Below are 23,726 nucleotides of genomic sequence, written 5' to 3'. Positions count from 1 at the left end.
GCTTTTGCTATGTCTGGAGATGAGTGCTTTGCCTTGGAAACCCAAAAAGCCGTGCGCCTACCCCGGCTGCAGGGAGCTGACCGTGAACCGGTACTGCGAGCAGCACCAAAAATTAATGGACAAACGTTATGACGCGTACGAGCGCAGTCCTGTTGTCAAGAAACGATACGGCAGAGCATGGAAGCGCATCCGGGACCGGTACATCGGAAAACACCCCTTATGCGAGATGTGTCTGAAGAACCACAAGACCACTCCGGCAACGGAGGTGCACCATATCCGTCCCCTCTCCCGCGGTGGCACCCATGACGAGGATAACCTTATGGCATTATGCAAGCCGTGCCACTCAAAGATCACCGCCGAGATGGACGACCGCTGGCATCATGCCAGAAAGGAATACCACTACGAATGACTACGCTCTGCCAGGAGGGGCGGTCAAAATCTCTGGCGCACCCAAATGCTAGACCGGTGCTGGGGTCACACGCACAAAAATTGCAGTTCAAACGGGGGATTTACCGCATGGGAAAGGAGTTGAACAGCCATGGCCAAGGACGGAACCAATCGCGGCGGCAGACGGATCCGCGCCGGAGACAAGCCGGAGGCGCTGGCCGATAAAATCGACAAGGGAAAAGCAGCCACCATTATCGACCTGCCGACGCCTGCCTTAGAAGGTGCCGAGTTAAACGATGCCGCAGATCTCACCGGCGAGGATATGCCGAATCCCAGTGACTATTTGTCTGCCCGGCAGCGGGACGGCAAGCCGCTCGGTGCCGACGACCTGTTTCGCCAGACCTGGAAATGGCTGAAGGACCGCGGCTGCGAACGGCTCGTCAATCCCCGGCTGCTGGAAGCCTATGCCCAGGCATTTGCCCGGTATATCCAGTGCGAGGAAGCCATCAGCACGTATGGACTGCTCGGCAAGCACCCCACGACCGGCGGTGCCATTACCAGTCCGTTTGTGCAGATGAGCCAATCATTTCAAAAACAGGCGAACCTGCTCTGGTACGAGATTTTCGATATCGTCAAGCAGAACTGTACCACAGCATTTGTAGGAAGTCCGCAGGATACGATGATGGAACACCTGTTGCAGGCACGGAAAGGAAAATAATTATGGAATTGATCAAAAAGAACATACAAGACCTTATCCCGGCAGCCTATAATCCGAGAAAGGATTTGCAGCCGGGCGATCCGGAATATGAAAAATTGAAACGCTCGCTGGACGAGTTCGGCTACGTCGAACCGGTTATCTGGAACAAGCGCACCGGCAACGTGGTCGGCGGGCACCAGCGCCTGAAGGTGCTCCAGCAGGAGGGCATCTCGGAAATTGACTGCGTCGTCATCGACATGGACACCGAAAAGGAAAAAGCCCTAAACATCGCCCTTAATAAAATCAGCGGCGATTGGGATACGGATAAATTAGCCCTACTCATTACCGATCTGCAGGGCAGCGACTTTGATGTATCGCTTACCGGCTTTGATCCGGCAGAACTGGACGACCTGTTCAAGGACGATATAAAGAATGGTGTACATGAGGATGACTTTGATGTGGATGCCGAACTCAAAAAGCCGGTATTTTCCAAGGCAGGTGATATGTGGCAGTTGGGAATCTATCGCCTGCTCTGCGGCGACAGCACCCAGCCGGAAACATACCAGCGATTGCTGCAGGGAACACCGGTCAATCTGGTGGTCACCGATCCGCCATATAATGTCAACTACGAAGGCCGGGCCGGAAAAATCAAGAACGATCACCTGCAGGACGACAAGTTCTACCAATTCTTATATGATGCGTTTTCCTGCATGCACACCGTCATGGCAGACGATGCCAGCATCTATGTGTTTCACGCCGACACCGAGGGACTTAACTTTAGGAAAGCCTTCTCGGATGCCGGTTTTTATTTATCCGGCTGCTGCATCTGGATGAAACAGTCGCTGGTGCTGGGACGCTCTCCCTATCAGTGGCAGCACGAGCCGGTGCTCTACGGCTGGAAGAAGAAAGGAAAGCACGAGTGGTACACCGGACGGAAGGAATCGACTATCTGGGAGTTTGATAAGCCGAAAAAGAATACGGACCATCCCACCATGAAACCGATCCCGCTTTTAGCCTATCCTATTTTGAATTCCAGCATGACCGGTTGCACCGTACTGGATCCATTCGGCGGCAGCGGCTCAACGCTGCTGGCTTGCGAGCAGACGAAACGACGCTGCTATATGATAGAACTCGATGAAAAGTTCTGTGATGTGATCGTGAAACGTTACATTGAGCAGGTCGGCTCGGACGAACGGGTAACCGTGACACGGAACGGGAAAACGTATACCTATACTGAAATGGAGGCAACATAATGCGTGTATGTATCAACCCCGGGCATGACCGGGAACGGGACAGCGGCGCGGTGAACCCAAACACCGGACTGCGGGAATGTGATGTGGCTGCTACGATTGGCAGTCTCGTCCAAACATATTTGGAGACGGCAGGCTGCGAGGTGCAGCTCCTGCAAAGTGATAATCTGGCAGGAGAAACACCGGATCTGCCTTGCGTGGTGGATACGGCAAATGCATGGTCTGCTGATGTATTCGTCAGTTTGCACTGCAACTCCGACAGCGGCTACGCCCGCGGTACAGAAACGCTTATCTATACTAACGACAGCGGCTCGTCCCCACAGCTTGCCGCCTGCATCCAGTTGCAGATCGTGCAGAGTCTCGGCACAGTGGATCACGGCCTGAAGGAACGGCCCAACCTCATCGTGTTGAAGGACACCACGATGCCCGCCGTCTTAGTAGAAACAGCTTTTATTGATAATGAGGATGATGCCGCGCTGCTCACGAATAACGCGGATGATTTCGCCCGGGCCATTGCCCGCGGCATAACAGATTTTGAAGGGAGATACTAATATGGATATCGAAACAATTAAGAACGAACTCAAGGAACACATTCTGGACTCGGTGCAGGAGGATGCCAAGAATGCCACTATTTCCTGGCTCCATACAACGGTGCTTCCGGCAGTAAAGGAAGTAGCAGATGCCTACACAGTAGCCTTGCAGGAATCCGCTGGCAAGGAAACCGGCTGGAACAAATTCCGCGACCAGTGCTTTCTGCCGACGCTGATTGACAGCGGTCTGTGGCTGACCGGAAAGTTGCTCGGTAAAATGGTGGTAGTACAAGAATAATACGTGTAATTTGTGGTATAAACCCCTTGCTATAGTTGCCGGTTAGAGTGATATATGTACATGATAAAAAAGAAAGGGGTTTTCTACCATGAAAATTTTGTACCATGCACAAGGAAAAACACGTAAGGAACTGGCGGATGCCATCAGCACCATTAACGGAGCCGCCAAAGTGTATCAGGGGATTCCCAGCTATGCCTATGAGATTGACTGCTTCACGGTCGACCGCGACGGCAATCTTAATTTTGATGCCAGTACAGAAACTAAGGATTTACTCGAGAAACTCGACAGCATGGGATTCCATGTCGATCCAGCCGAACCAATAGAGAAAGAACCTGACGATTCGGCGTCTAAGCAGGAGAACATAGACGATTTGGTGATTGCCATGCCACGCTCCTTTTTCACCGATACGGCGTTGGAAAACCTGAAGAAGCTGATTCAGGCCAAGAGCAGCATTATGTTAAAAGTTTTCCAAACTGATGTGCTGCGCATGCAGGTAACGGAGGATAAAGTGCTATTTCCTTGATTTACCGGCTGCCCGAATGCCGATACGGTCAAAGCCTACGCCCATTTCATTACAGCACTCTGCCATCTGGCAAAGAAGCAGAAACGGGTTCTGGCAACGGAGCACCCATCCACCAACGAGAAATACGACTTCCGCTGCTTCCTGCTCCGGCTTGGGTTTATTGGCAAGGAATACAAGGACGAACGGAAGCTGCTCCTGCAGCACCTTTCCGGCTCCTCGGCCTTTAAAAATGGCAGAAAGGAAGAACACCCTGATGAGATATCCGAATAAGGAAAGGCTGGAGCAACTGCGCAGCACATATCCCGCCGGGACGCGGATTGTACTGGTGCAAATGGACGACGCCCAGGCTCCGCCGATCGGCACCAAGGGAACAGTCGTCGGTGTGGATGACACCGGCAGCCTGCTGGTGCATTGGGACAACGGCAGCACGTTGAACGTATTGTACGGCATAGACCGCTGCCTTATAATCAGAAAGAAATAATTACACATATCATATTTGTATACCAAGACTGCCCACTTCGGCAGTCTTTTTTGTTGCCGCAAAGGAGGTGACGCTGCTTGCGGAAGTTGAAACGCTATCGATCTACGAAGTTCAGGGCCAAAGATTCCAAATACAACAAGACCATGGCGGACTATGCCGTGTCCTTTATCGAATGTCTCTGCCATACCAAGGGCACCTGGGCAGGTAAACCGTTCGAACTGATCGACTGGCAGGAGCAGATCATCCGTGATGTGTTCGGCATCTTAAAGCCGAACGGCTATCGGCAGTTCAATACCGCCTACATCGAGATTCCCAAGAAGCAGGGCAAGTCGGAACTGGCGGCAGCGGTAGCACTCCTCTTATGCTGCGGCGACGGAGAACAGCGCGCCGAAGTGTATGGCTGCGCTGCCGACCGCCAGCAGGCATCCATTGTCTTTGAAGTAGCGGCGGATATGGTACGGATGTGTCCGGCCTTATCCAAGCGGGTAAAACTCTTGGCTTCGCAGAAACGGATCATCTACCTTCCCACGCACAGTTTTTATCAGGTCTTGTCTGCTGATGCCTACAGCAAGCATGGTTTTAATGTAAGCGGCGTGATCTTTGACGAACTGCACACGCAGCCGAACCGGAAGCTGTTTGATGTCATGACCAAAGGTTCCGGCGATGCCCGAACGCAGCCGTTGTACTTTCTCATTACCACAGCCGGGACGGATACCCATTCCATCTGCTATGAAACCCACCAAAAGGCACTGGATATTATCGCAGGCCGTAAGATTGATGCCACCTTCTATCCGGTGATATACGGTGCCAAGGATACGGACGACTGGACGGATGTCAAAGTGTGGAAGAAGGCCAATCCCTCGCTCGGCATTACGGTCGGCATGGACAAGGTCAAGGCGGCCTGCGAATCCGCCAGACAGAATCCTGCCGAGGAGAACGCCTTCCGGCAGCTTCGTTTGAACCAATGGGTCAAGCAGGCGATCCGCTGGATGCCGATGGACAAATGGGACGCCTGCGCGTTTCCCGTACAGCCGGATGAGTTAAAAGGCCGTGTCTGTTACGGCGGCTTGGACTTATCCTCCACGACGGATATTACGGCCTTCGTGCTGGTGTTTCCGCCGCAGGATGAAGCAGACAACTATGTCGTGCTTCCCTACTTCTGGATACCGGAAGAAAACGTGTCCCTTCGCGTCCGGCGGGACCATGTCCCCTATGACGTATGGCAGAAACAGGGATTCCTGCACACAACGGAAGGAAACGTCGTCCACTACGGCTATATTGAAAAGTTCATCGAAACGATGGGCGAACAGTACAACATCCGCGAGATCGCCTTCGACCGCTGGGGCGCGGTGCAGATGGTGCAGAATCTCGAGGGCATGGGATTTACCGTCGTCCCGTTTGGGCAGGGATTCAAGGACATGAGTCCGCCCACCAAGGAACTGATGAAGCTGACGCTGGAAAAGAAAATCACCCACGGTGGGCAGCCGGTATTGCGTTGGATGATGGACAATATCTTCATCAAATCCGATCCGGCGGGAAATATCAAGCCTGATAAAGAAAAATCCACAGAGAAGATAGACGGTGTAGTAGCTACGATAATGGCGCTAGACCGTGCAATTCGCTGTGGAAATGATACGAGTGAAAGTGTATATGACAAACGTGGCTTATTGGTCTTGTGAGATTTCCATAACCGCTCGGCAAATCTGCATGGTTGCGGGTGCTGCAGAATCAAAGTAATAGCAACTTCCGCTCTTAAAATACTTAGCTCTGGAAGACCTCGACAATTCTTTTTGTGTCTTTGTCTTTGGTTCAACGGGTACGTATCCGAACGGGGCGAGTATTGTTTTAATCATACATCCCACAACTGTTCTGCGTTGGTCATTAGTTAAGTCGAAATCGGATGATTTGTTTCTGTCGTAATAATCTTCTACAACTGAGTATGTTGCTTCAATAGCTGGTCTCCCTGCTTCGGAAGCATCGATCATTGCGATAATGTTTCTATCGGACGACAATAAAAAAAATGTTGCCTGAGCATGTTGATTTGAAATAAGGTCTTTCCCGCATTTCGGATTTTCGTCAAGAAAAGTTTGATAGGTTGATTTCATTTTTGTTTTCTCCTTATAAATTTATAGTAACCAATATTGGATGCTTTTATTGTAAAGCATCCGAATTCAGTTGTAAATACTCTTTGCAATTTTTTTGGAGGTGATACCATTGCATATATTATCTGGACTATTTCGTTCGCGCGACAAGCCGAAGAACTACCTGTCTACAGCCTTTACATTCCTGTTCGGCCCGACCTCCTCCGGAAACGTGGTGACCGAACGAACCGCCATGCAGACAACGGCGGTCTATGCCTGCGTCCGAGTACTGTCTGAGGCTATTGCCGGACTGCCACTTAATCTATACCGGTATACACCAGATGGCGGCAAGGAGAAAGCCATCAACCATCCATTGTACAACCTGCTTCATGATGCCCCTAATCCGGAGATGACGAGTTTCATCTTCCGGGAAACGCTCATGAGCCATCTGTTGTTATGGGGCAATGCCTACGCACAGATCATCCGGAACGGCACCGGGCAGCCGATTGCACTGTACCCGCTGCTGCCCAGCAAGATGGATGTCAGTCGGGCCGCGAACGGTCAGCTTATCTATACCTACTCCAAGGACTCGGACGAGTTCGGTGCGGATAACCGCTGCCAGCAGATTGTCCTGTCGCAGGATGAGGTGCTGCATGTTCCGGGGCTTGGGTTTGACGGACTCATCGGCTATAGTCCGATCGCCATGGCCAAGAACGCCATCGGCATGTCGCTGGCAGCCGAGCAGTACGGTGCGTTATTCTTTGCCAACGGTGCTACACCGGGCGGCATCTTAGAACATCCGGGCATCGTGAAAGATCCGGTCAAACTGCGGGAAAGCTGGCATGCCCAATTTTCCGGCACGAACCGGCACAATGTAGCCGTGTTGGAGGAAGGCATGACCTTCCAGCAGCTATCCATCCCGCCGGATCAGGCGCAGTTCCTTGAAACACGAAAGTTCCAGATTGACGAGATCGCCCGTATCTTCCGGGTGCCGCCGCATATGGTCGGGGATCTGGAAAAATCCACCTTCTCCAATATCGAGCAGCAGTCGCTGGAATTTGTCAAATATACCTTGAATCCCTGGTGCGTCCGCTGGGAACAGGCCATGAACCAGCAGTTGGTGCTGCCGTCGGAACGCTCGCAGGTCTTTACGAAGTTTAATGTGGACGGTCTGCTGCGCGGCGACTACCAGAGCCGCATGAACGGGTATGCCATCGGCAGGCAGAACGGCTGGCAGAACGGCTGGCTCTCCGCCAACGACATCCGGGAGCTTGAGGATATGAATCACATTCCTGCCGAACAGGGCGGCGATACGTATCTGGTCAACGGTAATATGCTGCCGCTGGACAAGGCAGGAAAATTTTATACCGAAAGCGAGGGAAAAACCCCATGAAGAAGTTTTGGAACTGGAATACCGATGACGATACCGGACGCATCCTTACCATTGACGGTACCATTGCCGAAGAAAGCTGGTTTGATGACGACATAACGCCGAAGCTGTTTAAAAACGAGCTGGCATCCGGACAGGGCAATGTCACCTTGTGGCTGAATTCGCCCGGCGGTGACTGCGTAGCGGCCAGCCAGATCTATGCCATGCTGATGGATTATGCCGGGCAGGTCCATGTCAATATCGACGGGATTGCGGCTTCGGCTGCCTCCGTGATTGCCATGGCAGGCACAACCGTCAATATGGCACCGACCGCACTGATGATGATTCACAATCCGTTCACGATCGCCATGGGTGATACTGATGAAATGGAACGGGCCATCTCTATGCTGTCCGAGGTCAAGGAATCCATTATTAATGCCTATGAATTAAAGACCGGCCTTTCCCGCACCCAGCTATCCCATCTAATGGATGCCGAGACCTGGATGAATGCGGGAAAAGCAATCGAACTCGGCTTTGCCGACAGCATTTTGACTGATAGTGATAGCAAACAAATGCATGATGCTGCCAGTATGGGAAGCTATTCTTTTTCTCGGCGGCAGGTCACCAATGCATTACTCAATAAGGCCATCACCAAGCAGACCAAGCCAACACCGGCAGCAAACAAAACAACTATATCCGTAGCGTCGCTGCAGCAGCGGCTGTCGCTCTTAACACATTAAATGGAGGTACCAATATGAGTAAACTATTAGAACTGCAGGAAAAACGTGCTAATATCTGGGAGCAGGCCAAGGCCTTCCTGGATGAAAAGCAGGCAGCCGGTGATACGCTTTCCACCGAGGATGCCGCCACCTATGACAAGATGGAAGCCGATGTCATGGCACTGGGCAAGGAAATCGACCGGCTGAAGACACAGGCTGCCATTGATCTCGAATTAAGCAAGCCGACTTCAACCGCTATTGTGAACAAGCCTGCCAAGCAGGATACAACGAAGCATGGCAGGTTCAGCGACGCCTATGCACCCGCCTTTTGGGACAGCATGCGCGGCAAGTCCCGTGCGGAAATCCGCAACACCTTAAAGGAAGGGGCCGATCCTCAGGGCGGCTACCTGGTACCGGACGAATTTGAACGGACGCTGATCCAGATGCTGGCAGAAGAAAATGTGCTGCGCTCCCTTGCCCATGTGATCCAGACTGCAAGCGGCGACCATAAGATTCCGGTCGTTGCCAGCGAAGGAACCGCCGCATGGACGGATGAAGAAGCCGCCTACACCGAAAGCAACACCACCTTCGGCCAGGTGTCCATCGGGGCGCATAAGCTGGGTACGCTCGTCAAGGTATCCGAAGAACTGTTGAATGATTCAGCCTTCGACCTGGAAGGATACATGGCGCAGGAGTTCGCCCGCAGGCTGGGCAATGCCGAAGAAGAAGCCTTCCTCACCGGCACCGGAACGGATCGTCCGTCCGGCATTCTCGTCGATACTGCCGGTGCTTCGGATGGCTCGACTGCCGCTTCTGCTACAGCGATTACCTTTGACGATTTGATTGAGTTGTACTATTCGCTCCGCGAACCGTACCGCAAGTCGGCTACATTGCTGCTGCATGAAAGCACTGTCAAGGCCATCCGGAAGCTGAAAGATACACAGGGCCAGTACATCTGGCAGCCTTCCGTCAGCGCCGATGTGCCGGATAAGATTCTGAACTGCCCGGTTGTCACCAGCCGGTATATGCCGCAGATGGCAGCCGATGCCAAGACGGTGCTGTTCGGTGACTTTTCCTACTACTGGATTGCCGACAGGCAGGGCCGCACCTTTAAGCGTTTGAACGAATTATACGCGGTTACTGGTCAGGTCGGTTTTCTCGGCTCTCAGCGCGTCGATGCCAAGATCGTATTACCGGAAGCCATCAAGACGCTCAAACAGGCCAGCAAATAACAGAAGGAAGGTGGCAGCATGGCAGTAACACGGGACGAAGCTAAATTATACCTGCGTATTGATAACGATGTAGAGGATGCCTTGATCGACAGTCTGATTCAGTCCTCCACGACGACGGTAGAAAATGTACTGCGCCATCCGCTGAGCGACTACACGACACTGCCGGAGGACATCAAGACGGCCATTCTGTATGGTGTGGCTTATCTGTATGAGAACCGGGATACGGCGGACTTCGATGCCATGATCAAGCTCATGAGGGCCATGCTGTTTTCCTATCGGGATGAGGTGTTCTGATGGATATCGGGGAAATGAAGCAGCGGATTGAGTTTATGGTGGAGGAGAATGTCTCTGATGGGCAGGGCGGGTATGATACCACGCTGGTCAGCAAGGGCAGTACCTGGGCCAAGGTAACCAATATCCACGGCGGGGAGTATTTTTTTGCCGCAGCCGTCCATCTGGAAAAGGATGTGTCATTTGTTATCCGATACCGCTCGGATATCTCGGAAAAATGGAACATTAAGTTCCGCGGGCAGAAGTATAACATCCAGTTTATCGATAATGTGAAATACGGGGACCAGTATCTGGAAATCAAGGCTACCCTGGCGGGGTGATGCGAATGACATGGAATGAAATACGAATCGGGTGTGCGGTGATCGGTGCCTGGCTGGGATGGTTCATCGGCGGCTTTGACAATCTGCTCTATGCCCTGCTGACATTCGTCTGTCTGGATTATGTTACCGGTGTATTATGTGCCTGCCGGGAACGGCAGCTATCCAGTGAGATCGGCTTTATGGGCATCTGCCGGAAGGTGCTTCTTTTTGTGCTCGTCGGTGTGGCCCATACGCTGGATGAGACAATGCTCGGTTCCGGCAGCGCCTTGCGGACTGCCACCATCTTGTTCTATCTGTCCAACGAGGGACTTTCCATTGTGGAAAATGCCGCACGGATGGGGCTTCCCATACCGGACCGCTTGCAGGAAGCATTGAAGCAGCTACGAAAATAGGAATATATGCCGTTGGCCTGCTGGAGTTTCATCACTCTGGCAGGTCTTTTTTTTATGTCTTGGGTTCGAATAGCAGCTTATTTCATCGACTACAGATATAAGGGCTAACAAAATAGGTTTACTTTCCCCTATTTCATGGCCTATCTGTAAGGAGATGATTTGCCATGAACGACAGCCGTACACCCGAAGCAAGGTCAATATCACAGGAACAACTGCAGCACGAAGTCGATTATATCCGTGCCCAACACATACTGCAGTCCCTATTCCATAAAGGCCTGCTTTCTACCAATGAATTTGCCAAAATAACGGCAGTAAACCGAAAAACATTTTCACCGGTATTAGCGGCTATATTGCCCTCTATTCCTTGATATATCCGGCATATAGAGGTACTATGTCACACTACAAGGAGGTGAAAATCCATGAAAACGGTGACAAAAATCGGAGGCCAGCTTGTATTTCCTACACCAAAACATAAGCTGCGGGTAGCGGCCTACTGCCGGGTATCCACTGATAGTGAGGAGCAATTAGTCAGCCTTGCCACACAACGAAAGCACTATGAAAGCTACATTACAGCAAATCCGGACTGGGAGTTTGCCGGTATTTATTATGATGAAGGAATTACCGGCACGAAAAAAGAAAAGCGTCCGGCCCTACTCCGCCTGATAGATGATTGCGAGCATAAAAAAATAGACCTTATTGTGACAAAGTCTATCAGCCGATTTGCCCGCAACACCACCGATTGTCTGGAACTGGTCCGTAAATTACTGGGGCTTACCGTTTATATTTATTTTGAAAAGGAAAACCTAAATACCGGATCGATGGAAAGCGAGCTCATGCTATCGATTCTAAGCGGCCTAGCGGAAAATGAATCGGTATCGATTGCCGAAAACAGCACCTGGTCCATACAGCGCCGTTTCCAAAATGGCACCTTTAAACTTGCTTACGCCCCATATGGGTATGATGTAATAGAGGGAAAACTGGTGCTGCAGCCGGAGCAAGCTACAATTGTAAAAGCTATGTTTGATCAAACACTCGCCGGTATTGGCACGGATGCCATTGCCAAGGAATTAAATGCAAAGAAAATTCCGGCTAAACGCGGTACCCATTGGACTGCAACAACCATTCGCGGCATATTGAAAAACGAGAATTACACTGGGGATGCTATTTTCCAGAAAACCTATACCGATTCACATTTTAATCGTCATCATAACCATGGTGAGAAAGATAAATACCGGGTGGAACACCACCACGAAGCTATCATCACCAAGGACATATTTGAAGCGGCCCAGCAGGTCATCCGGCAGCGTGGCAAAGAAAAAGGTGCGCTGCCACAGAATAAAAAGTACCAGAACCGTTATCCGTTTTCTGGTGTCATTCGATGTCATCAATGTGGTGCTACCTTCAAGCGGCGGATCCAAGGCGGTCGCAATTCCTATATAGCTTGGTGCTGCGCCACCCATGTAGCAGATGCCACAAAATGCTCGTTAAAATACATCAAAGAAACGGCACTGGAATATGCCTTTGTTACGATGATGAATAAGCTCATCTTTGGTCATGCCTTTGTTTTAAAACCGCTGCTTGCTAGTTTGCGTACCCTCCATTCGAACGACAGCATCACCGTCATTCAAGATTTAGACACAAAGCTGGCGGAAAATGCCGAGCATCAAAAAACACTGGCGTACCTGCTGACAAAAAAATATCTAGAGCCTGCGATGTACCAGAAAGGAAATAACGAGCTACTGCAGGAAGCTGAACAATGGCAGCACCAAAAAGATTCCCTTGTAGATTTTTTGAATGATGATAATAAAACGGTCCATGAAACGAGAGAATTACTGCAGTATACTTGTAAGGCGAAAATGCTAACGGGCTTTGACGAAGCAGTATTCCAACAATTTGTAGAACAAATTCTGGTCTACTCTCGAACGAACATCGGCTTTAAGCTAAAATGCGGCATTACGCTACGGGAAAGGCTGGTGTAAGCTATGAGCCATACACCGTTTGGGTACCGGATTAAAAATGGCAAAGCAATAGTGGATGTGGAGGAAGCCGAAAAAATACGAGTGCTGTTCCAAGCCTATCTTGCCGGGGCTGCACTGACTACGGCTGCGAAAGAGGCAGCGATCCACGCCTTCCACAGTGGTATCCGCCATATCCTGCAAACGACGCATTATATCGGTGATGATTATTATCCGGCTATTATTGATGCCGATACGTTTACTGCGGCACAAAAGGAAATCACCAGCCGGGCCAAAAAACTGGGGCGCATCCGGGAACCTAAAAAAGCGTCACCGGTTCTATACCCCACCACCTTCTCCCTTGCAGAAAAAACGCAAACCTATACTGATCCATTTCAGCAAGCTGAATATGCCTACAGTTTAATAGAAAGTGAGGAATCCATATATGGAATTACAGACGCGGAATGTCACGATCATTCCGGCACGAACCTATCTACACCGAAGCCATACTGAAGAAAAGCCAAAATGCCGTGTGGCTGCTTATTGCCGGGTTTCTACCGACAGCGACGAGCAGGCCACCAGTTATGAAACACAAATTGAGCACTACACCACCTACATCCACAATCATCCAGACTGGAAATTAGCCGGGATCTACGCTGATGATAGGATATCCGGTACCAATACCAAAAAGCGGGATGAATTTAATCGCATGATCGAAGATTGCATGGCAGGTACGATTGATATGATTATTACCAAATCCATCAGTCGATTTGCCCGCAACACGCTGGACTGCCTAAAATACATCCGGCAGTTAAAGGACAAGCACATTCCCGTCTTTTTTGAGAAGGAAAATATTAATACGATGGACTCTAAAGGCGAGGTGCTGCTTACTATTATGGCATCCCTAGCCCAGCAAGAAAGCCAATCCCTAAGCCAGAATGTGAAGCTGGGCCTGCAGTACCGCTACCAACGGGGTGAAGTACAAATCAACTGCAATCATTTTCTCGGTTATGCCAAGGATGAAAATAAACACATGGTCATAGTTCCGGAGGAAGCAGAAATCGTAAAACGCATTTACCGGGAATACCTTGAAGGTGCCAGTATGCTAAAAATCGCCCGCAACCTGACAGCGGACGGGTTAAAAAACGGTGCTGGTCACACCAAATGGCGAGACAGTAATATCAGACAGATTTTGCAAAATGAAAAATATATGGGTGATGCCCTCTTGCAAAAAACCTATACGGTGGATTTCCTTACCAAAAAGCGCGTCAAGAATACTGGCATCATGCCACAGTATTATGTAAAAGATAACCATGAGGCCATTATCCCCCGCGACATATTTCTGCAGGTGCAGGAAGAAATGGTACGGCGAAGTTCTATTCACTTGAAAAACGGGAGGAAGTTGACCTACAGCAGCAACCATTGTTTTTCCCAACGGATACGCTGTGGTAAATGTGGCGAGATATTCCGCCGGATACACTGGAACAACCGAGGAAAGAAATCCATCGTCTGGCGCTGTGTCAATCGAGTAGACCATACAGGTAAATGCGATGCCCGCACCATATCTGAATTTGCACTCGAGCAGGTCTGTCTAACAGCCATCAATCAGGTGCTATGCGGAAAGAAGGATTTTCTTGCCATGCTGCAGCATAATATCGAAACCGTTCTCAGCCATAACAATGATGAAACGCTGGCAACTATCGATACCCGATTGGAAGAACTGCAAACACAGCTTGTAAAGTTAGCAAGTTCCAAGGCTGGCTACGACGATGTTGCCGAAGAAATCTACCACCTGCGCGAACAAAAACAGCAAGCGCTGGCGAAAAATGCCAATCAGGATGAAATCCGCAGCCGTATAGAAAATATGGCTACATTCCTAAAAACAACATCCACTGCCATCACCCAGTTTGATGATTACCTCGTCCGGCAGCTAATTAAAACCATTACGGTGTTTGAGGATAGCTGTACCGTAGAATTCAAATCGGGTGTGACAGTGGATGTGGAGAAATAATCATAAACATAACAAAATGTTCCCTATAAAATTTTAAACATAAGATTGCTCACAAAAGTATTAATCAAATTGCTCAAGCAAGACAATCTTCAATACCATATTTTAAAATCAATCTTGCAAACTGTGTCCCATTAATAAGAATAATATCATGTGATTCAGCCATCATTTTGGCTTCCTTGTCAAAACAGTCTGTTGTATTAATCAATATGCAAATAGCTGATAAATTATCAGTCCTTTTCTGTTCTATCAGTTGTTTAATTCCATCTATTGCATTAGCATCATGGCCTCGTTTGTTTTTAGCTTGAATCCAGACTTGAGGAAAAGGTGTATCTTCTAAAATACCATCTAAAAGTGGAACAGATGGCATAGCAAACACTAAATCAATATCGCCACCTTTGTTATTATGCCGATTTCTTTTGATGAGTGTAAAACCATTTTTTTCGAACAACGATTGAATTAACTTTTCTAATTTATCTGCTCCCCAATTATTAATTGTATTGGGAATCCATTTTTTTAAGTCTTTAAAGGGTTGAGAATCCTCCAACCCTAATGCTGCTAGTTCATCTTGGGATGTTGTTAAATTCTTATTAGAATCTTGCAATAACGTATTAATTGCATTTTGAAATTTTTTATCATATACACTGTTGATTGGAGATCGATAAGCACCAAATTTTTTGACTATTTTCCGGCTATCATCAGAATAGTCATAACCAACAGTTTTTTTATATTCCACAGGAATAATATGGCGGAAATCATCACCATTGTTAAATTTAGAATTTAAATCATCATCAAACCGATATGATCCATTTACAGTAAGGATTAAAAATTGTCGCCAATCTGGTGCTTTAGGGACAACAATAATATCACCATTGTTAAAATCCAACATTTTGCTAAGTGAACTATATTTTCGTTTACAATACGATATCTCACTACCTGGCCATATTTTATCCCATGCTTTCAAAAACGCAGATTCATCTTGATCAACCCTCAAGCTGTCTGTTCCCTGCTGCATTCCCCATCCTTGACGAAGTTCACCTTTATCAATAGCGGATCTAACAAGTGGCTGCCATGACTCTTCATAATTGATTCTAAAAACGTAGTATTTCGGCATTTTATATGCATCTCCTATTACAAGAAATACATGAATATGAATAAATAAATATTATAAACCTAAAAATTACACCAGCAATTTTTGCTTGCAGCGTCAAAAAATTTTATATTCATAGTTCTATTTTCTCTCTTTAACATACTCGCGATCCGTTTTTGTTCATCTATAGGTTCCGGATTACTTCCGAGATACATAGAAATATATACATTATAAGTAGCAAATATATTTATTATTCAAATTGATTGTTTAGCAGTTTTGTCAGCCCTATCTCAATAACATATATTTCGGCGGATTGTATAATTAAGTTGAACACTTAAAAATCCATAGCGAACCCTTGTGGTAAAATGTAGTTGCACAAAAAACACAACCACAAAGGAGAATCGCTATGGATCAAAATCATTTTACCACGGATACGTTACGCAAAAAAGGGGCTCATTTAACTTTTGAGGAACGAGTCATTATCCAAACGCGTCTCCGCGACAAGCAATCGTATCGGAGCATAGCCCGTGAGATTGGGTGCTGTGTCAATACGGTACGCAACGAGGTGAAGCGTGGCAAGGTTCTTTGCTATAACGGCAAGGTGGAACGCTATCGCGCAGCAGACGGGCAAAGCACCTATGAGGCGCATCGCGAAAACTGTGGTCGCAAATGCGACGCCATAGCAAAGGGAGCATTCCTCGACTATGTGCAGAAGAGACTTCAGGAACATCACTGGTCGCTCGATGCCTGCTTTGGCAGGGCACTGATTACGGGAGAATTTCAACGTGGCGAGATGGTCTGTACGAAAACCCTGTACAACTATGTCACGCTGGGGCTCCTAGGAAAAATCAAGAGTATTGACCTGCCCTTGCGCGTCAAGCGAAAAAACGCCAGGAAGCGGGTTCGTGAGCGTAAGAAGAAGTTCGGCCGCAGTATAGATGAGCGCGATCCTTCTGTGGATGAGCGTCAGGATTTCGGGCATTGGGAGTGTGACCTTGTACTGGGATCTCGCTCAAAGGACGAAGTACTGCTGACTCTGGTTGAGCGCAAGACACGCTGTTCCCTCATCAGAAAACTGCCCAACAAGGAAAGTGCCTCTGTAATAGCAGCCTTCAGAAAATTGAAGGATGGAATGTTCCGCGGCTGTTTCAGCCGAGTGTTCCTCAGCATTACGACAGACAATGGCAGTGAGTTTTCTAGCCTGTCGGAGCTAGAGAAACTAAGTCACACACGGATCTATTATGCGCATCCGTACTGCTCCAGCGACAAAGGTACGAATGAGAATCACAACGGCTTATTCCGTCGATTTCTTCCCAAAGGGAAGAAAATCCAGGATTACCCAGTGGAACACATTTCCAGAGTAGAGTGCTGGGCCAACACCCTGCCAAGAAAAATACTCGGCTATAAGACACCCGAGGAGTGCTTTAGGGAAGAAATGCTTGCAGCACTTACTGCATAAAGGTTCGCCGGGTGTTCAACTTATTATTGCAATTCGGGTTCAATTTATTTGGAAGATGCCAAGCCAGATGGTATTAAAGCAAAACTGGAAAATGGTTTACTTAAAGTTGTAGTTCCTAAAGAAGAAAAGCCAAACAACAGCATTACAATTGATGTTGAATAAGGCAAAATAAAGCACATCGGGCTATTCACCCATGTGCTTTATTTTTTATACTATCAATTGCTTTTTTTATTCTTCTTGTTTGTGTTCATTTTATTTACTGCTTTTAAATTAATTAGTGTTTCTTTATGTAATTTTGACGTTATATTGGGGAAAGCAGCAAATACTCTTTTCTCAAACTCTTTATTTTGTTTTGATATATCATTAAATTTTTGATTAAGCTCATCGATTTTATTTGTTAATACCCTAATCTGAGACAGTTCTTCGCCAGATTGTATTGATTTTAATTTTATAAAAAGTTTCTTTTGATACGGACCATAATTGAGTTATCAGTCCTATTTGACAAAGAGCCGAAGAAGCCAACTAGACAAACGCGTCAATCAGCTTGATGATGGCGCCGGTGAAGAAGTAGAACGCGATCAAGTAGGTGACGGAAATGATGGCGGCTAACAAGTTCCCCGCCAAGGCAAACCCGATCACGACCCCCAGGATGCCCAAGGTGAGTCGCACCCAGAACCAGCTCCTCTGGCTATCCTTCAAGCGGAAGGCCAGGAAAATGTTCATGATGGAGTCGATGAGGAACCAAGTCACAAACAACATCGGCAGGAACGTCACACTGACAGCCGGATTGAACACCAGATAAAGGCCAACCAGCAAGTCCAATACGCCAATCAGGATCAAGTACCAAGGATTACCGGGCAGCACCTTTTTCAGCTCAAAGTAGTACATCAGGGCTGAAACCCCCTGTACGATGGCAATCATCCCAAACATAAGCCCCATAGCAATCAAAGTGGTCAGCGGATTGTTGAGGGCGGTCCATCCGGCAATAAAGAACAGCACTGCCAACAGCAGACTCCCCCAACCAAATCCATTCTCATTTTTCGTAATCAGAACAAGACTCCTTTCTAAATTCTATAATCATCTTCACTATTTATTTAAACATACTAGTGGTCCTATGTCAAGATTTAGTACAAATTAAAATGAGAAAAAAGTCCTCAAATTAGCCGGCTAATTGTAATCTGCTATCTTTTGTTTTTTCATATAAAGATTCAAAATCATTGGGTGACATATATCCGCAGTAACCGTGAATTCTCTTTGTATTGTAAAAAGCCTCGATATATTCAAAAACAAGGCGGTTTGCCTGTTGATAGTCTCTAATTTTGAACCTGTTGATCCATTCTCTCTTTAACAGAGAGTGGAAGGATTCAATACATGCGTTGTCCCATGGGAAAGCTTTTTTTGAATAACTCAGTTGCATTTTTTCAGTCGCCTTTTTATATTCTCTAGAAACATACTGACTCCCTCTATCGCTATGAAGAATCAGTGGTAAATCAGTTGAACGCCTTGCTTTAGCTTTGTTTATTGTATCAATTACCGAAGATACTTCCATTGTTTTGGAAAGCGTCCAGGCAATGATTTTTCTGGAAAATAAATCCATTATGCTGGTTAGATAGACAAACCCTTCTCTTGTCCAGATATAGGTGATGTCACTGCACCAAACAGCATTGGGTCTGTCGGGGTTGAACCGCTGATCCAATAGATTATGAAGCTTGTTACTGAAATCGGAGTCTTTGGTTGTCACAGTCCAGGGTTTGATCCACTGAGCTTTGATACCCATTTCTTTCATATATTTGCCAACTGTACGCTCAGCGATAACCTCACCATTTTTTTGCAGTTCTTTGGCAATTTTAGGGGCTCCATAGTTTTGTTTTGAATCATCGTAGATGTCTTGGATTCTAACTTTCACAGCCTCCTTACGTTCTTGCATATCAGAAGGTACATGTTTAAGCCATGCCCTATAACCAGAGCGTGAAACGCCTAATATTCTCAGCATCCCAGAGACAGAAACCCGGCGTTTTTCCTGGTTAGCTGTTTCTGTCTTTGCAGAAACCTCAAGATAAATGGCTTCTGTTATTTTCCCAAAATGCTGATGGCTTTTTTTAATACATCAAGTGCATCCTGTGTGTCACGAAGCTCTCGCTTTAATTTTGCAATTTCTTTTTCTTCATCAGAAGAGAAGTTGCCTGAACCACTGCATTCAATATCGCTAGTCTCTTGCAGCTCTTTTTTCCATCGAGAAAGGGTCTGCTGGCTTATACCCAGATTTGATGCACAACCTTGAAGTCCAAGGTCTTTGTGATCAAGGAAATAAATATTGGACTGCATCTAGTTTGAATTGCTTGTCATAATGTTTTGCCATAATGAAAACCTCCATTAATTGTATCTGTTTATTTTACCATGTTTTTGATATTTAGGAATTTCTCATTTTGGCTTGTACTATTTACATGCTAACATCAATGAAATTATTAGCCTTGGTACTAGTATATAAGAATGGACACGAAAAGTTTAACAGGCTAAAATCAATTTAGAAAGGGCGTGTTAAACCTTGTCCAAGAATGGAATAAGATTTACGGATGAATTCAAAAAGCAAATGGTTGATCTTTAACAATCTGGCAGCAGCGTAAGCTATCTTAGCAGTGAATATGGCGTATCAGCAGTAACAATTTATAAATGGATAAAAGAGATCTCCCCAGTTAAAGTACTCGGTAATGAAGAAGTAACTTCGAAAGAATATGAGAAAATGAAAAAACGTATTGCCGAGCTGGAAATGGAGAACGAAATATTAAAAAAAGCTACAGCCATATTTGCAAGAAAACGCTAGGAGAAATAGTTGCTTTTATCAATAAATATAAATCCCAGTATACTGTGAAGCGCATATGCAAAGTAATTAAATTTGCGCGAAGCACTTATTACAAGTACTTATGCCCTAGACCATCTGCCAGAAAAACGAATAAAGAGAAGCTCAGAGAAACAATTAAAAATGTATTCGAGGAAAACAAGAAGCGCTACGGCGCTCCAAAAATACAAAGAGTATTAGCTTCTCATGGCATACATGCCAGTTTAAAGCGTGTCCAAAGGCATATGGCAGTGCTGGGATTAAGGTCAATAGTAGTAAAGAAGTACAGGCATTATTCCTCTAAATGTTTGATTGAAGAACATGACAACTTGCTGAACAGAGATTTTAAAACTACGGTAATCAATAAGAAATGGTGTACGGACATAACATATATCCATACAGTTAATGACGGCTGGACATATCTGGCATCCGTAATGGACTTGGCCAGCAAAAAGATCATCGGCTATGCATATGCAAAACGGATGACTGCTGAATTAGCGGTAAAAGCTGTTGCGAACGCCTGCCTCAATGTCAAAGATACAACAGGAATAATCTTGCACAGTGATCTTGGAACCCAGTACACTAGCCAAATATTTGAAGATGAGCTTGTAAGAAGAAATATCATTCATTCTTACAGCCGCAAAGGAAATCCTTATGATAATGCCTGCATTGAGTCTTTCCATTCCATTCTAAAAAAGGAAGAGATTAACCATAACAGATATTATGATTTCAAGATTGCCGGCAAAGCAATCTTTGAATACATTGAATCCTGGTATAACCGGAAAAGGATTCACGGCAGCATTAATTATATGACGCCGCAAGAGTATGAAGACGCAGCCAAAGCTGCAGCATGACAGTTAAACTATTTGTGTCTACGATATTGACCTAGGTCCAGTATCATATACTTTTAATGCCTTTATTGAATTCAAACTATCCATTGCATTTTGCAAATCTATACCTGCCGAGCCTTGAGCAAATGCCATTAGGCGTTCATATTCTTTTTCCACATCAACTGCATAAGGATTAAGAGAATTTAAAAATCCTTTTATATTATTCATTGCATATCTTGATGAACTCATTGCATTTTCAAATTCATCGCACACTAGTTGATAAAACGAAATATAATCCTCTGTTGTCAATCCAGTTAAATCATCTAATTCTGAATCGAAAGAGCCGTAAAGTGTTTTTATCAAATCAATCGTCTGCTCTGCATATCTTAATATTCCTGTATCAAAGTACGATGTAAATGCATCCATGGATACCAAATTTCTTTTTATATCCTCTGGCTTAGATATTGGATCAATGTTGAGAAAAGTTTTCGTATATTCCAGAGTAATATTCTGAATGTCATTCTCTAACTCATTATATATTCCACTTTCTTCATTTCTTGTAACATGTCCGTTACTTTTATCATCTGTACTCATAAGCAAGCCCGCCAAATAAGTATATTGTTTCTGCGGAGAAGTTAAATCTGTTTTATTGAATATGTCAGATTGTTCAGCGATATCTGATGCTCCATTTGAAAATGTTATAAAATGAATTCCAATCATGCCTAACAAATCCCGTGTGCCAATATGTTGAATTTTTTCTTTTAATGCCTTTATTTTTTTTAGGCGGATTGTATAATTAAGTTGAACACTTAAAAATCCATAGCGAACCCTTGTGGTAAAATGTAGTTGCACAAAAAACACAACCACAAAGGAGAATCGCTATGGATCAAAATCATTTTACCACGGATACGTTACGCAAAAAAGGGGCTCATTTAACTTTTGAGGAACGAGTCATTATCCAAACGCGTCTCCGCGACAAGCAATCGTATCGGAGCATAGCCCGTGAGATTGGGTGCTGTGTCAATACGGTACGCAACGAGGTGAAGCGTGGCAAGGTTCTTTGCTATAACGGCAAGGTGGAACGCTATCGCGCAGCAGACGGGCAAAGCACCTATGAGGCGCATCGCGAAAACTGTGGTCGCAAATGCGACGCCATAGCAAAGGGAGCATTCCTCGACTATGTGCAGAAGAGACTTCAGGAACATCACTGGTCGCTCGATGCCTGCTTTGGCAGGGCACTGGTTACGGGAGAATTTCAACGTGGCGAGATGGTCTGTACGAAAACCCTGTACAACTATGTCACGCTGGGGCTCCTAGGAAAAATCAAGAGTATTGACCTGCCCTTGCGCGTCAAGCGAAAAAACGCCAGGAAGCGGGTTCGTGAGCGTAAGAAGAAGTTCGGCCGCAGTATAGATGAGCGCGATCCTTCTGTGGATGAGCGTCAGGATTTCGGGCATTGGGAGTGTGACCTTGTACTGGGATCTCGCTCAAAGGACGAAGTACTGCTGACTCTGGTTGAGCGCAAGACACGCTGTTCCCTCATCAGAAAACTGCCCAACAAGGAAAGTGCCTCTGTAATAGCAGCCTTCAGAAAATTGAAGGATGGAATGTTCCGCGGCTGTTTCAGCCGAGTGTTCCTCAGCATTACGACAGACAATGGCAGTGAGTTTTCTAGCCTGTCGGAGCTAGAGAAACTAAGTCACACACGGATCTATTATGCGCATCCGTACTGCTCCAGCGACAAAGGTACGAATGAGAATCACAACGGCTTATTCCGTCGATTTCTTCCCAAAGGGAAGAAAATCCAGGATTACCCAGTGGAACACATTTCCAGAGTAGAGTGCTGGGCCAACACCCTGCCAAGAAAAATACTCGGCTATAAGACACCCGAGGAGTGCTTTAGGGAAGAAATGCTTGCAGCACTTACTGCATAAAGGTTCGCCGGGTGTTCAACTTATTATTGCAATTCGGGAAAGTTTTTTGCATTAATACATCGCCACAATATTTTTCATTTCTTAGAATATTACGTACCGTTGAACCACTCCACACCACATTGCCACGAATTGTCGGAATTTGTTGTTCGGTAAGCTGTTGTGCCACTTCACGAACTGATAATCCATCTAAATATAATGAATAGATATATCGCACAACCTCCGCTTCGTCATCGGCAATAATAATTTTACCGAATCGATCTTTATCATATCCCAATAAATTATATGTTGAAAAAACAGCAATCCCTTTTTTACACCGCTCAATAAATGACCATGTAATGGCTGCACTTTTTTGTTCTGATTCTCCTTGTGCAACTAAGCTGATAACGCCGAGAATCAATTCACTATTGGTTTCAATAGTATTCAGGTTCTCTGTTTCGAAACATACACCAACCGGAGGATTTAACCCTTTAAGTTTTCTGACAACATCCAAACAATCAAGTGTATTACGAGTAAACCTACTGATACTCTTTGTCAAAATCAGATCAATTTTACCAGCCTCGCAATCAGCTATCATATGTTGAAATCCGAATCGTTTCCTGATGGATGTACCTGACACTCCTTCATCCGAATATACATTAACAAACTGCCAATCCTGATTTTTGGTTATCTGTTCCTTGAAATGCTGAATCTGTAATTCAAAGCTTCCCGCCTGCGCATCCTCATATGTACTGACTCGACAATATGCCGCAACACGAAGATGCCGATGTGCAGCCGCACTTCCCTTATATTTAGCAGGAATGATTTCAACTGTCTGATTTTCTGAAAACCCCTTACGGATACGTTTCTTTTCCTCCTCACGGTGTCGTTCTGTCCTCCTTCCTTTTTTCCATTTTTTCGTTTCCTGAATTTTTAGGCGTTTTTCAATAATTATCACCTCCCTTCTGGTATGAAACCTATATTATTTATAGAATTACACGTTGATGAAAACATTGCATAATTAAAAAGGAACAAGATGCTCTACAACCGATATTGTAAAGTACCCTG

General features: G+C 46.2%; 29 protein-coding genes and 1 pseudogene. 22 read left to right on the top strand and 8 right to left on the bottom strand.

Annotated features, from left to right (window positions below; all coding sequences use genetic code 11):
* The first annotated feature begins 28 nt into the window (after positions 1 to 28).
* The 6 genes from Dia5BBH33_RS10275 to Dia5BBH33_RS10250 all read left to right on the top strand — a co-directional run bounded on the left by Dia5BBH33_RS10275 (position 29) and on the right by Dia5BBH33_RS10250 (position 3,685).
* Positions 29 to 409 (top strand): HNH endonuclease, encoded by a 381-nt coding sequence (locus tag Dia5BBH33_RS10275; RefSeq protein WP_108850321.1) that lies wholly within the window; start codon positions 29 to 31, stop codon positions 407 to 409.
* Between the two features lie 129 nt (positions 410 to 538).
* On the top strand, positions 539 to 1,105 hold the full coding sequence (locus Dia5BBH33_RS10270; protein WP_144269291.1) for a P27 family phage terminase small subunit: 567 nt from the start codon (positions 539 to 541) through the stop codon (positions 1,103 to 1,105).
* A gap of 2 nt (positions 1,106 to 1,107) precedes the next feature.
* Entirely contained in the window at positions 1,108 to 2,337 is a 1,230-nt protein-coding gene (locus tag Dia5BBH33_RS10265; RefSeq protein WP_144269290.1) for a site-specific DNA-methyltransferase, read from the top strand.
* Positions 2,337 to 2,885: an N-acetylmuramoyl-L-alanine amidase family protein gene (locus Dia5BBH33_RS10260; RefSeq protein WP_144269289.1), complete on the top strand. Its 549-nt coding sequence runs from the start codon at positions 2,337 to 2,339 to the stop codon at positions 2,883 to 2,885. The genes Dia5BBH33_RS10265 and Dia5BBH33_RS10260 overlap by 1 nt, the downstream gene beginning before the upstream one ends.
* Position 2,886: 1 nt before the next feature.
* Positions 2,887 to 3,162: a prevent-host-death protein gene (locus Dia5BBH33_RS10255; protein WP_144269288.1), complete on the top strand. Its 276-nt coding sequence runs from the start codon at positions 2,887 to 2,889 to the stop codon at positions 3,160 to 3,162.
* Between the two features lie 88 nt (positions 3,163 to 3,250).
* Positions 3,251 to 3,685 (top strand): hypothetical protein, encoded by a 435-nt coding sequence (locus tag Dia5BBH33_RS10250; protein WP_144269287.1) that lies wholly within the window; start codon positions 3,251 to 3,253, stop codon positions 3,683 to 3,685.
* Here the strand turns inward: Dia5BBH33_RS10250 and Dia5BBH33_RS10245 are convergent.
* The gene (locus Dia5BBH33_RS10245; protein WP_144269286.1) at positions 3,674 to 3,889 is read right to left on the bottom strand and encodes a hypothetical protein; all 216 of its coding nucleotides are present in this window, start codon (positions 3,887 to 3,889) and stop codon (positions 3,674 to 3,676) included. The genes Dia5BBH33_RS10250 and Dia5BBH33_RS10245 overlap by 12 nt on opposite strands.
* 25 nt (positions 3,890 to 3,914) lie before the next feature.
* Here Dia5BBH33_RS10245 and Dia5BBH33_RS10240 point away from each other — a divergent pair, with 25 nt between their 5' ends.
* Positions 3,915 to 4,166 carry a DUF4314 domain-containing protein gene (locus Dia5BBH33_RS10240; protein ID WP_232518048.1) on the top strand — a complete coding sequence of 84 codons (252 nt, stop codon included), beginning with the start codon at positions 3,915 to 3,917 and terminating at the stop codon, positions 4,164 to 4,166.
* A gap of 143 nt (positions 4,167 to 4,309) precedes the next feature.
* Positions 4,310 to 5,845: a terminase TerL endonuclease subunit gene (locus Dia5BBH33_RS10235; RefSeq protein ID WP_232518047.1), complete on the top strand. Its 1,536-nt coding sequence runs from the start codon at positions 4,310 to 4,312 to the stop codon at positions 5,843 to 5,845.
* Here Dia5BBH33_RS10235 and Dia5BBH33_RS10230 read toward each other — a convergent pair.
* Positions 5,831 to 6,271, bottom strand: a complete 441-nt coding sequence (locus Dia5BBH33_RS10230) for a hypothetical protein (RefSeq protein ID WP_144269284.1) — start codon at positions 6,269 to 6,271, stop codon at positions 5,831 to 5,833. The genes Dia5BBH33_RS10235 and Dia5BBH33_RS10230 overlap by 15 nt on opposite strands.
* Positions 6,272 to 6,380: 109 nt before the next feature.
* Between Dia5BBH33_RS10230 and Dia5BBH33_RS10225 the strand changes: the two genes are divergently transcribed.
* The 10 genes from Dia5BBH33_RS10225 to Dia5BBH33_RS10180 all read left to right on the top strand — a co-directional run bounded on the left by Dia5BBH33_RS10225 (position 6,381) and on the right by Dia5BBH33_RS10180 (position 14,536).
* Positions 6,381 to 7,640 (top strand): phage portal protein, encoded by a 1,260-nt coding sequence (locus Dia5BBH33_RS10225; protein ID WP_144269283.1) that lies wholly within the window; start codon positions 6,381 to 6,383, stop codon positions 7,638 to 7,640.
* On the top strand, positions 7,637 to 8,356 hold the full coding sequence (locus Dia5BBH33_RS10220) for a head maturation protease, ClpP-related (RefSeq protein WP_144269282.1): 720 nt from the start codon (positions 7,637 to 7,639) through the stop codon (positions 8,354 to 8,356). Before Dia5BBH33_RS10225 ends, Dia5BBH33_RS10220 begins: the two co-directional genes overlap by 4 nt.
* A 14-nt stretch (positions 8,357 to 8,370) precedes the next feature.
* On the top strand, positions 8,371 to 9,567 hold the full coding sequence (locus Dia5BBH33_RS10215; RefSeq protein ID WP_144269281.1) for a phage major capsid protein: 1,197 nt from the start codon (positions 8,371 to 8,373) through the stop codon (positions 9,565 to 9,567).
* Positions 9,568 to 9,585: 18 nt separating this feature from the next.
* Positions 9,586 to 9,861: a head-tail connector protein gene (locus tag Dia5BBH33_RS10210; RefSeq protein WP_022382094.1), complete on the top strand. Its 276-nt coding sequence runs from the start codon at positions 9,586 to 9,588 to the stop codon at positions 9,859 to 9,861.
* Positions 9,861 to 10,178, top strand: coding sequence for a phage head closure protein (locus tag Dia5BBH33_RS10205; protein WP_144269280.1), 318 nt, complete (start codon positions 9,861 to 9,863; stop codon positions 10,176 to 10,178). The genes Dia5BBH33_RS10210 and Dia5BBH33_RS10205 overlap by 1 nt, the downstream gene beginning before the upstream one ends.
* Positions 10,179 to 10,183: 5 nt before the next feature.
* Positions 10,184 to 10,570: a phage holin family protein gene (locus Dia5BBH33_RS10200; RefSeq protein WP_443872502.1), complete on the top strand. Its 387-nt coding sequence runs from the start codon at positions 10,184 to 10,186 to the stop codon at positions 10,568 to 10,570.
* A gap of 164 nt (positions 10,571 to 10,734) precedes the next feature.
* Positions 10,735 to 10,938: an SHOCT domain-containing protein gene (locus Dia5BBH33_RS10195; RefSeq protein WP_144269278.1), complete on the top strand. Its 204-nt coding sequence runs from the start codon at positions 10,735 to 10,737 to the stop codon at positions 10,936 to 10,938.
* Positions 10,939 to 10,989: 51 nt separating this feature from the next.
* Positions 10,990 to 12,549: a recombinase family protein gene (locus Dia5BBH33_RS10190; protein ID WP_144269277.1), complete on the top strand. Its 1,560-nt coding sequence runs from the start codon at positions 10,990 to 10,992 to the stop codon at positions 12,547 to 12,549.
* Between the two features lie 3 nt (positions 12,550 to 12,552).
* The gene (locus tag Dia5BBH33_RS10185) at positions 12,553 to 13,038 is read left to right on the top strand and encodes a serine integrase family protein (RefSeq protein WP_072061803.1); all 486 of its coding nucleotides are present in this window, start codon (positions 12,553 to 12,555) and stop codon (positions 13,036 to 13,038) included.
* Positions 12,971 to 14,536, top strand: a complete 1,566-nt coding sequence (locus Dia5BBH33_RS10180) for a recombinase family protein (protein ID WP_144269276.1) — start codon at positions 12,971 to 12,973, stop codon at positions 14,534 to 14,536. Before Dia5BBH33_RS10185 ends, Dia5BBH33_RS10180 begins: the two co-directional genes overlap by 68 nt.
* A gap of 73 nt (positions 14,537 to 14,609) precedes the next feature.
* On the opposite strand, the gene Dia5BBH33_RS10175 is transcribed toward Dia5BBH33_RS10180, so the two are convergent.
* Positions 14,610 to 15,647 carry a restriction endonuclease gene (locus Dia5BBH33_RS10175; protein WP_108850336.1) on the bottom strand — a complete coding sequence of 346 codons (1,038 nt, stop codon included), beginning with the start codon at positions 15,645 to 15,647 and terminating at the stop codon, positions 14,610 to 14,612.
* 382 nt (positions 15,648 to 16,029) lie between these two features.
* Here Dia5BBH33_RS10175 and Dia5BBH33_RS10170 point away from each other — a divergent pair, with 382 nt between their 5' ends.
* Entirely contained in the window at positions 16,030 to 17,082 is a 1,053-nt protein-coding gene (locus Dia5BBH33_RS10170) for an IS30 family transposase (RefSeq protein ID WP_144269275.1), read from the top strand.
* Between the two features lie 48 nt (positions 17,083 to 17,130).
* Positions 17,131 to 17,244 carry an Hsp20 family protein gene (locus Dia5BBH33_RS10165; protein WP_198419611.1) on the top strand — a complete coding sequence of 38 codons (114 nt, stop codon included), beginning with the start codon at positions 17,131 to 17,133 and terminating at the stop codon, positions 17,242 to 17,244.
* A gap of 360 nt (positions 17,245 to 17,604) precedes the next feature.
* Here Dia5BBH33_RS10165 and Dia5BBH33_RS10160 read toward each other — a convergent pair whose 3' ends face one another.
* The 3 genes from Dia5BBH33_RS10160 to Dia5BBH33_RS10150 all read right to left on the bottom strand — a co-directional run bounded on the left by Dia5BBH33_RS10160 (position 17,605) and on the right by Dia5BBH33_RS10150 (position 19,407).
* Entirely contained in the window at positions 17,605 to 18,081 is a 477-nt protein-coding gene (locus Dia5BBH33_RS10160) for an HdeD family acid-resistance protein (protein WP_232518130.1), read from the bottom strand.
* A gap of 160 nt (positions 18,082 to 18,241) precedes the next feature.
* Positions 18,242 to 19,144 (bottom strand): IS3 family transposase, encoded by a 903-nt coding sequence (locus Dia5BBH33_RS10155; RefSeq protein ID WP_232518129.1) that lies wholly within the window; start codon positions 19,142 to 19,144, stop codon positions 18,242 to 18,244.
* Positions 19,145 to 19,152: 8 nt separating this feature from the next.
* Positions 19,153 to 19,407, bottom strand: coding sequence for a transposase (locus Dia5BBH33_RS10150; RefSeq protein WP_198419610.1), 255 nt, complete (start codon positions 19,405 to 19,407; stop codon positions 19,153 to 19,155).
* A gap of 265 nt (positions 19,408 to 19,672) precedes the next feature.
* Between Dia5BBH33_RS10150 and Dia5BBH33_RS10145 the strand changes: the two are divergent.
* Positions 19,673 to 20,772: pseudogene (locus Dia5BBH33_RS10145) on the top strand (IS3 family transposase).
* A gap of 18 nt (positions 20,773 to 20,790) precedes the next feature.
* On the opposite strand, the gene Dia5BBH33_RS10140 reads toward Dia5BBH33_RS10145, so the two are convergent.
* Positions 20,791 to 21,468 carry a hypothetical protein gene (locus Dia5BBH33_RS10140; protein ID WP_144269272.1) on the bottom strand — a complete coding sequence of 226 codons (678 nt, stop codon included), beginning with the start codon at positions 21,466 to 21,468 and terminating at the stop codon, positions 20,791 to 20,793.
* 161 nt (positions 21,469 to 21,629) lie between these two features.
* Here Dia5BBH33_RS10140 and Dia5BBH33_RS10135 point away from each other — a divergent pair, with 161 nt between their 5' ends.
* Positions 21,630 to 22,682: an IS30 family transposase gene (locus tag Dia5BBH33_RS10135; protein WP_108849707.1), complete on the top strand. Its 1,053-nt coding sequence runs from the start codon at positions 21,630 to 21,632 to the stop codon at positions 22,680 to 22,682.
* On the opposite strand, the gene Dia5BBH33_RS10130 is transcribed toward Dia5BBH33_RS10135, so the two are convergent.
* Complete coding sequence (locus tag Dia5BBH33_RS10130; protein WP_144269271.1) at positions 22,672 to 23,616, bottom strand: recombinase family protein; 945 nt, start codon at positions 23,614 to 23,616, stop codon at positions 22,672 to 22,674. The genes Dia5BBH33_RS10135 and Dia5BBH33_RS10130 overlap by 11 nt on opposite strands.
* Positions 23,617 to 23,726: the final 110 nt, after the last annotated feature.

It is taken from the genome of Dialister hominis (assembly GCF_007164725.1).
Lineage (GTDB): Bacteria > Bacillota > Negativicutes > Veillonellales > Dialisteraceae > Dialister > Dialister hominis.
This window is presented reverse-complemented; position numbering and strand designations above follow the sequence as displayed.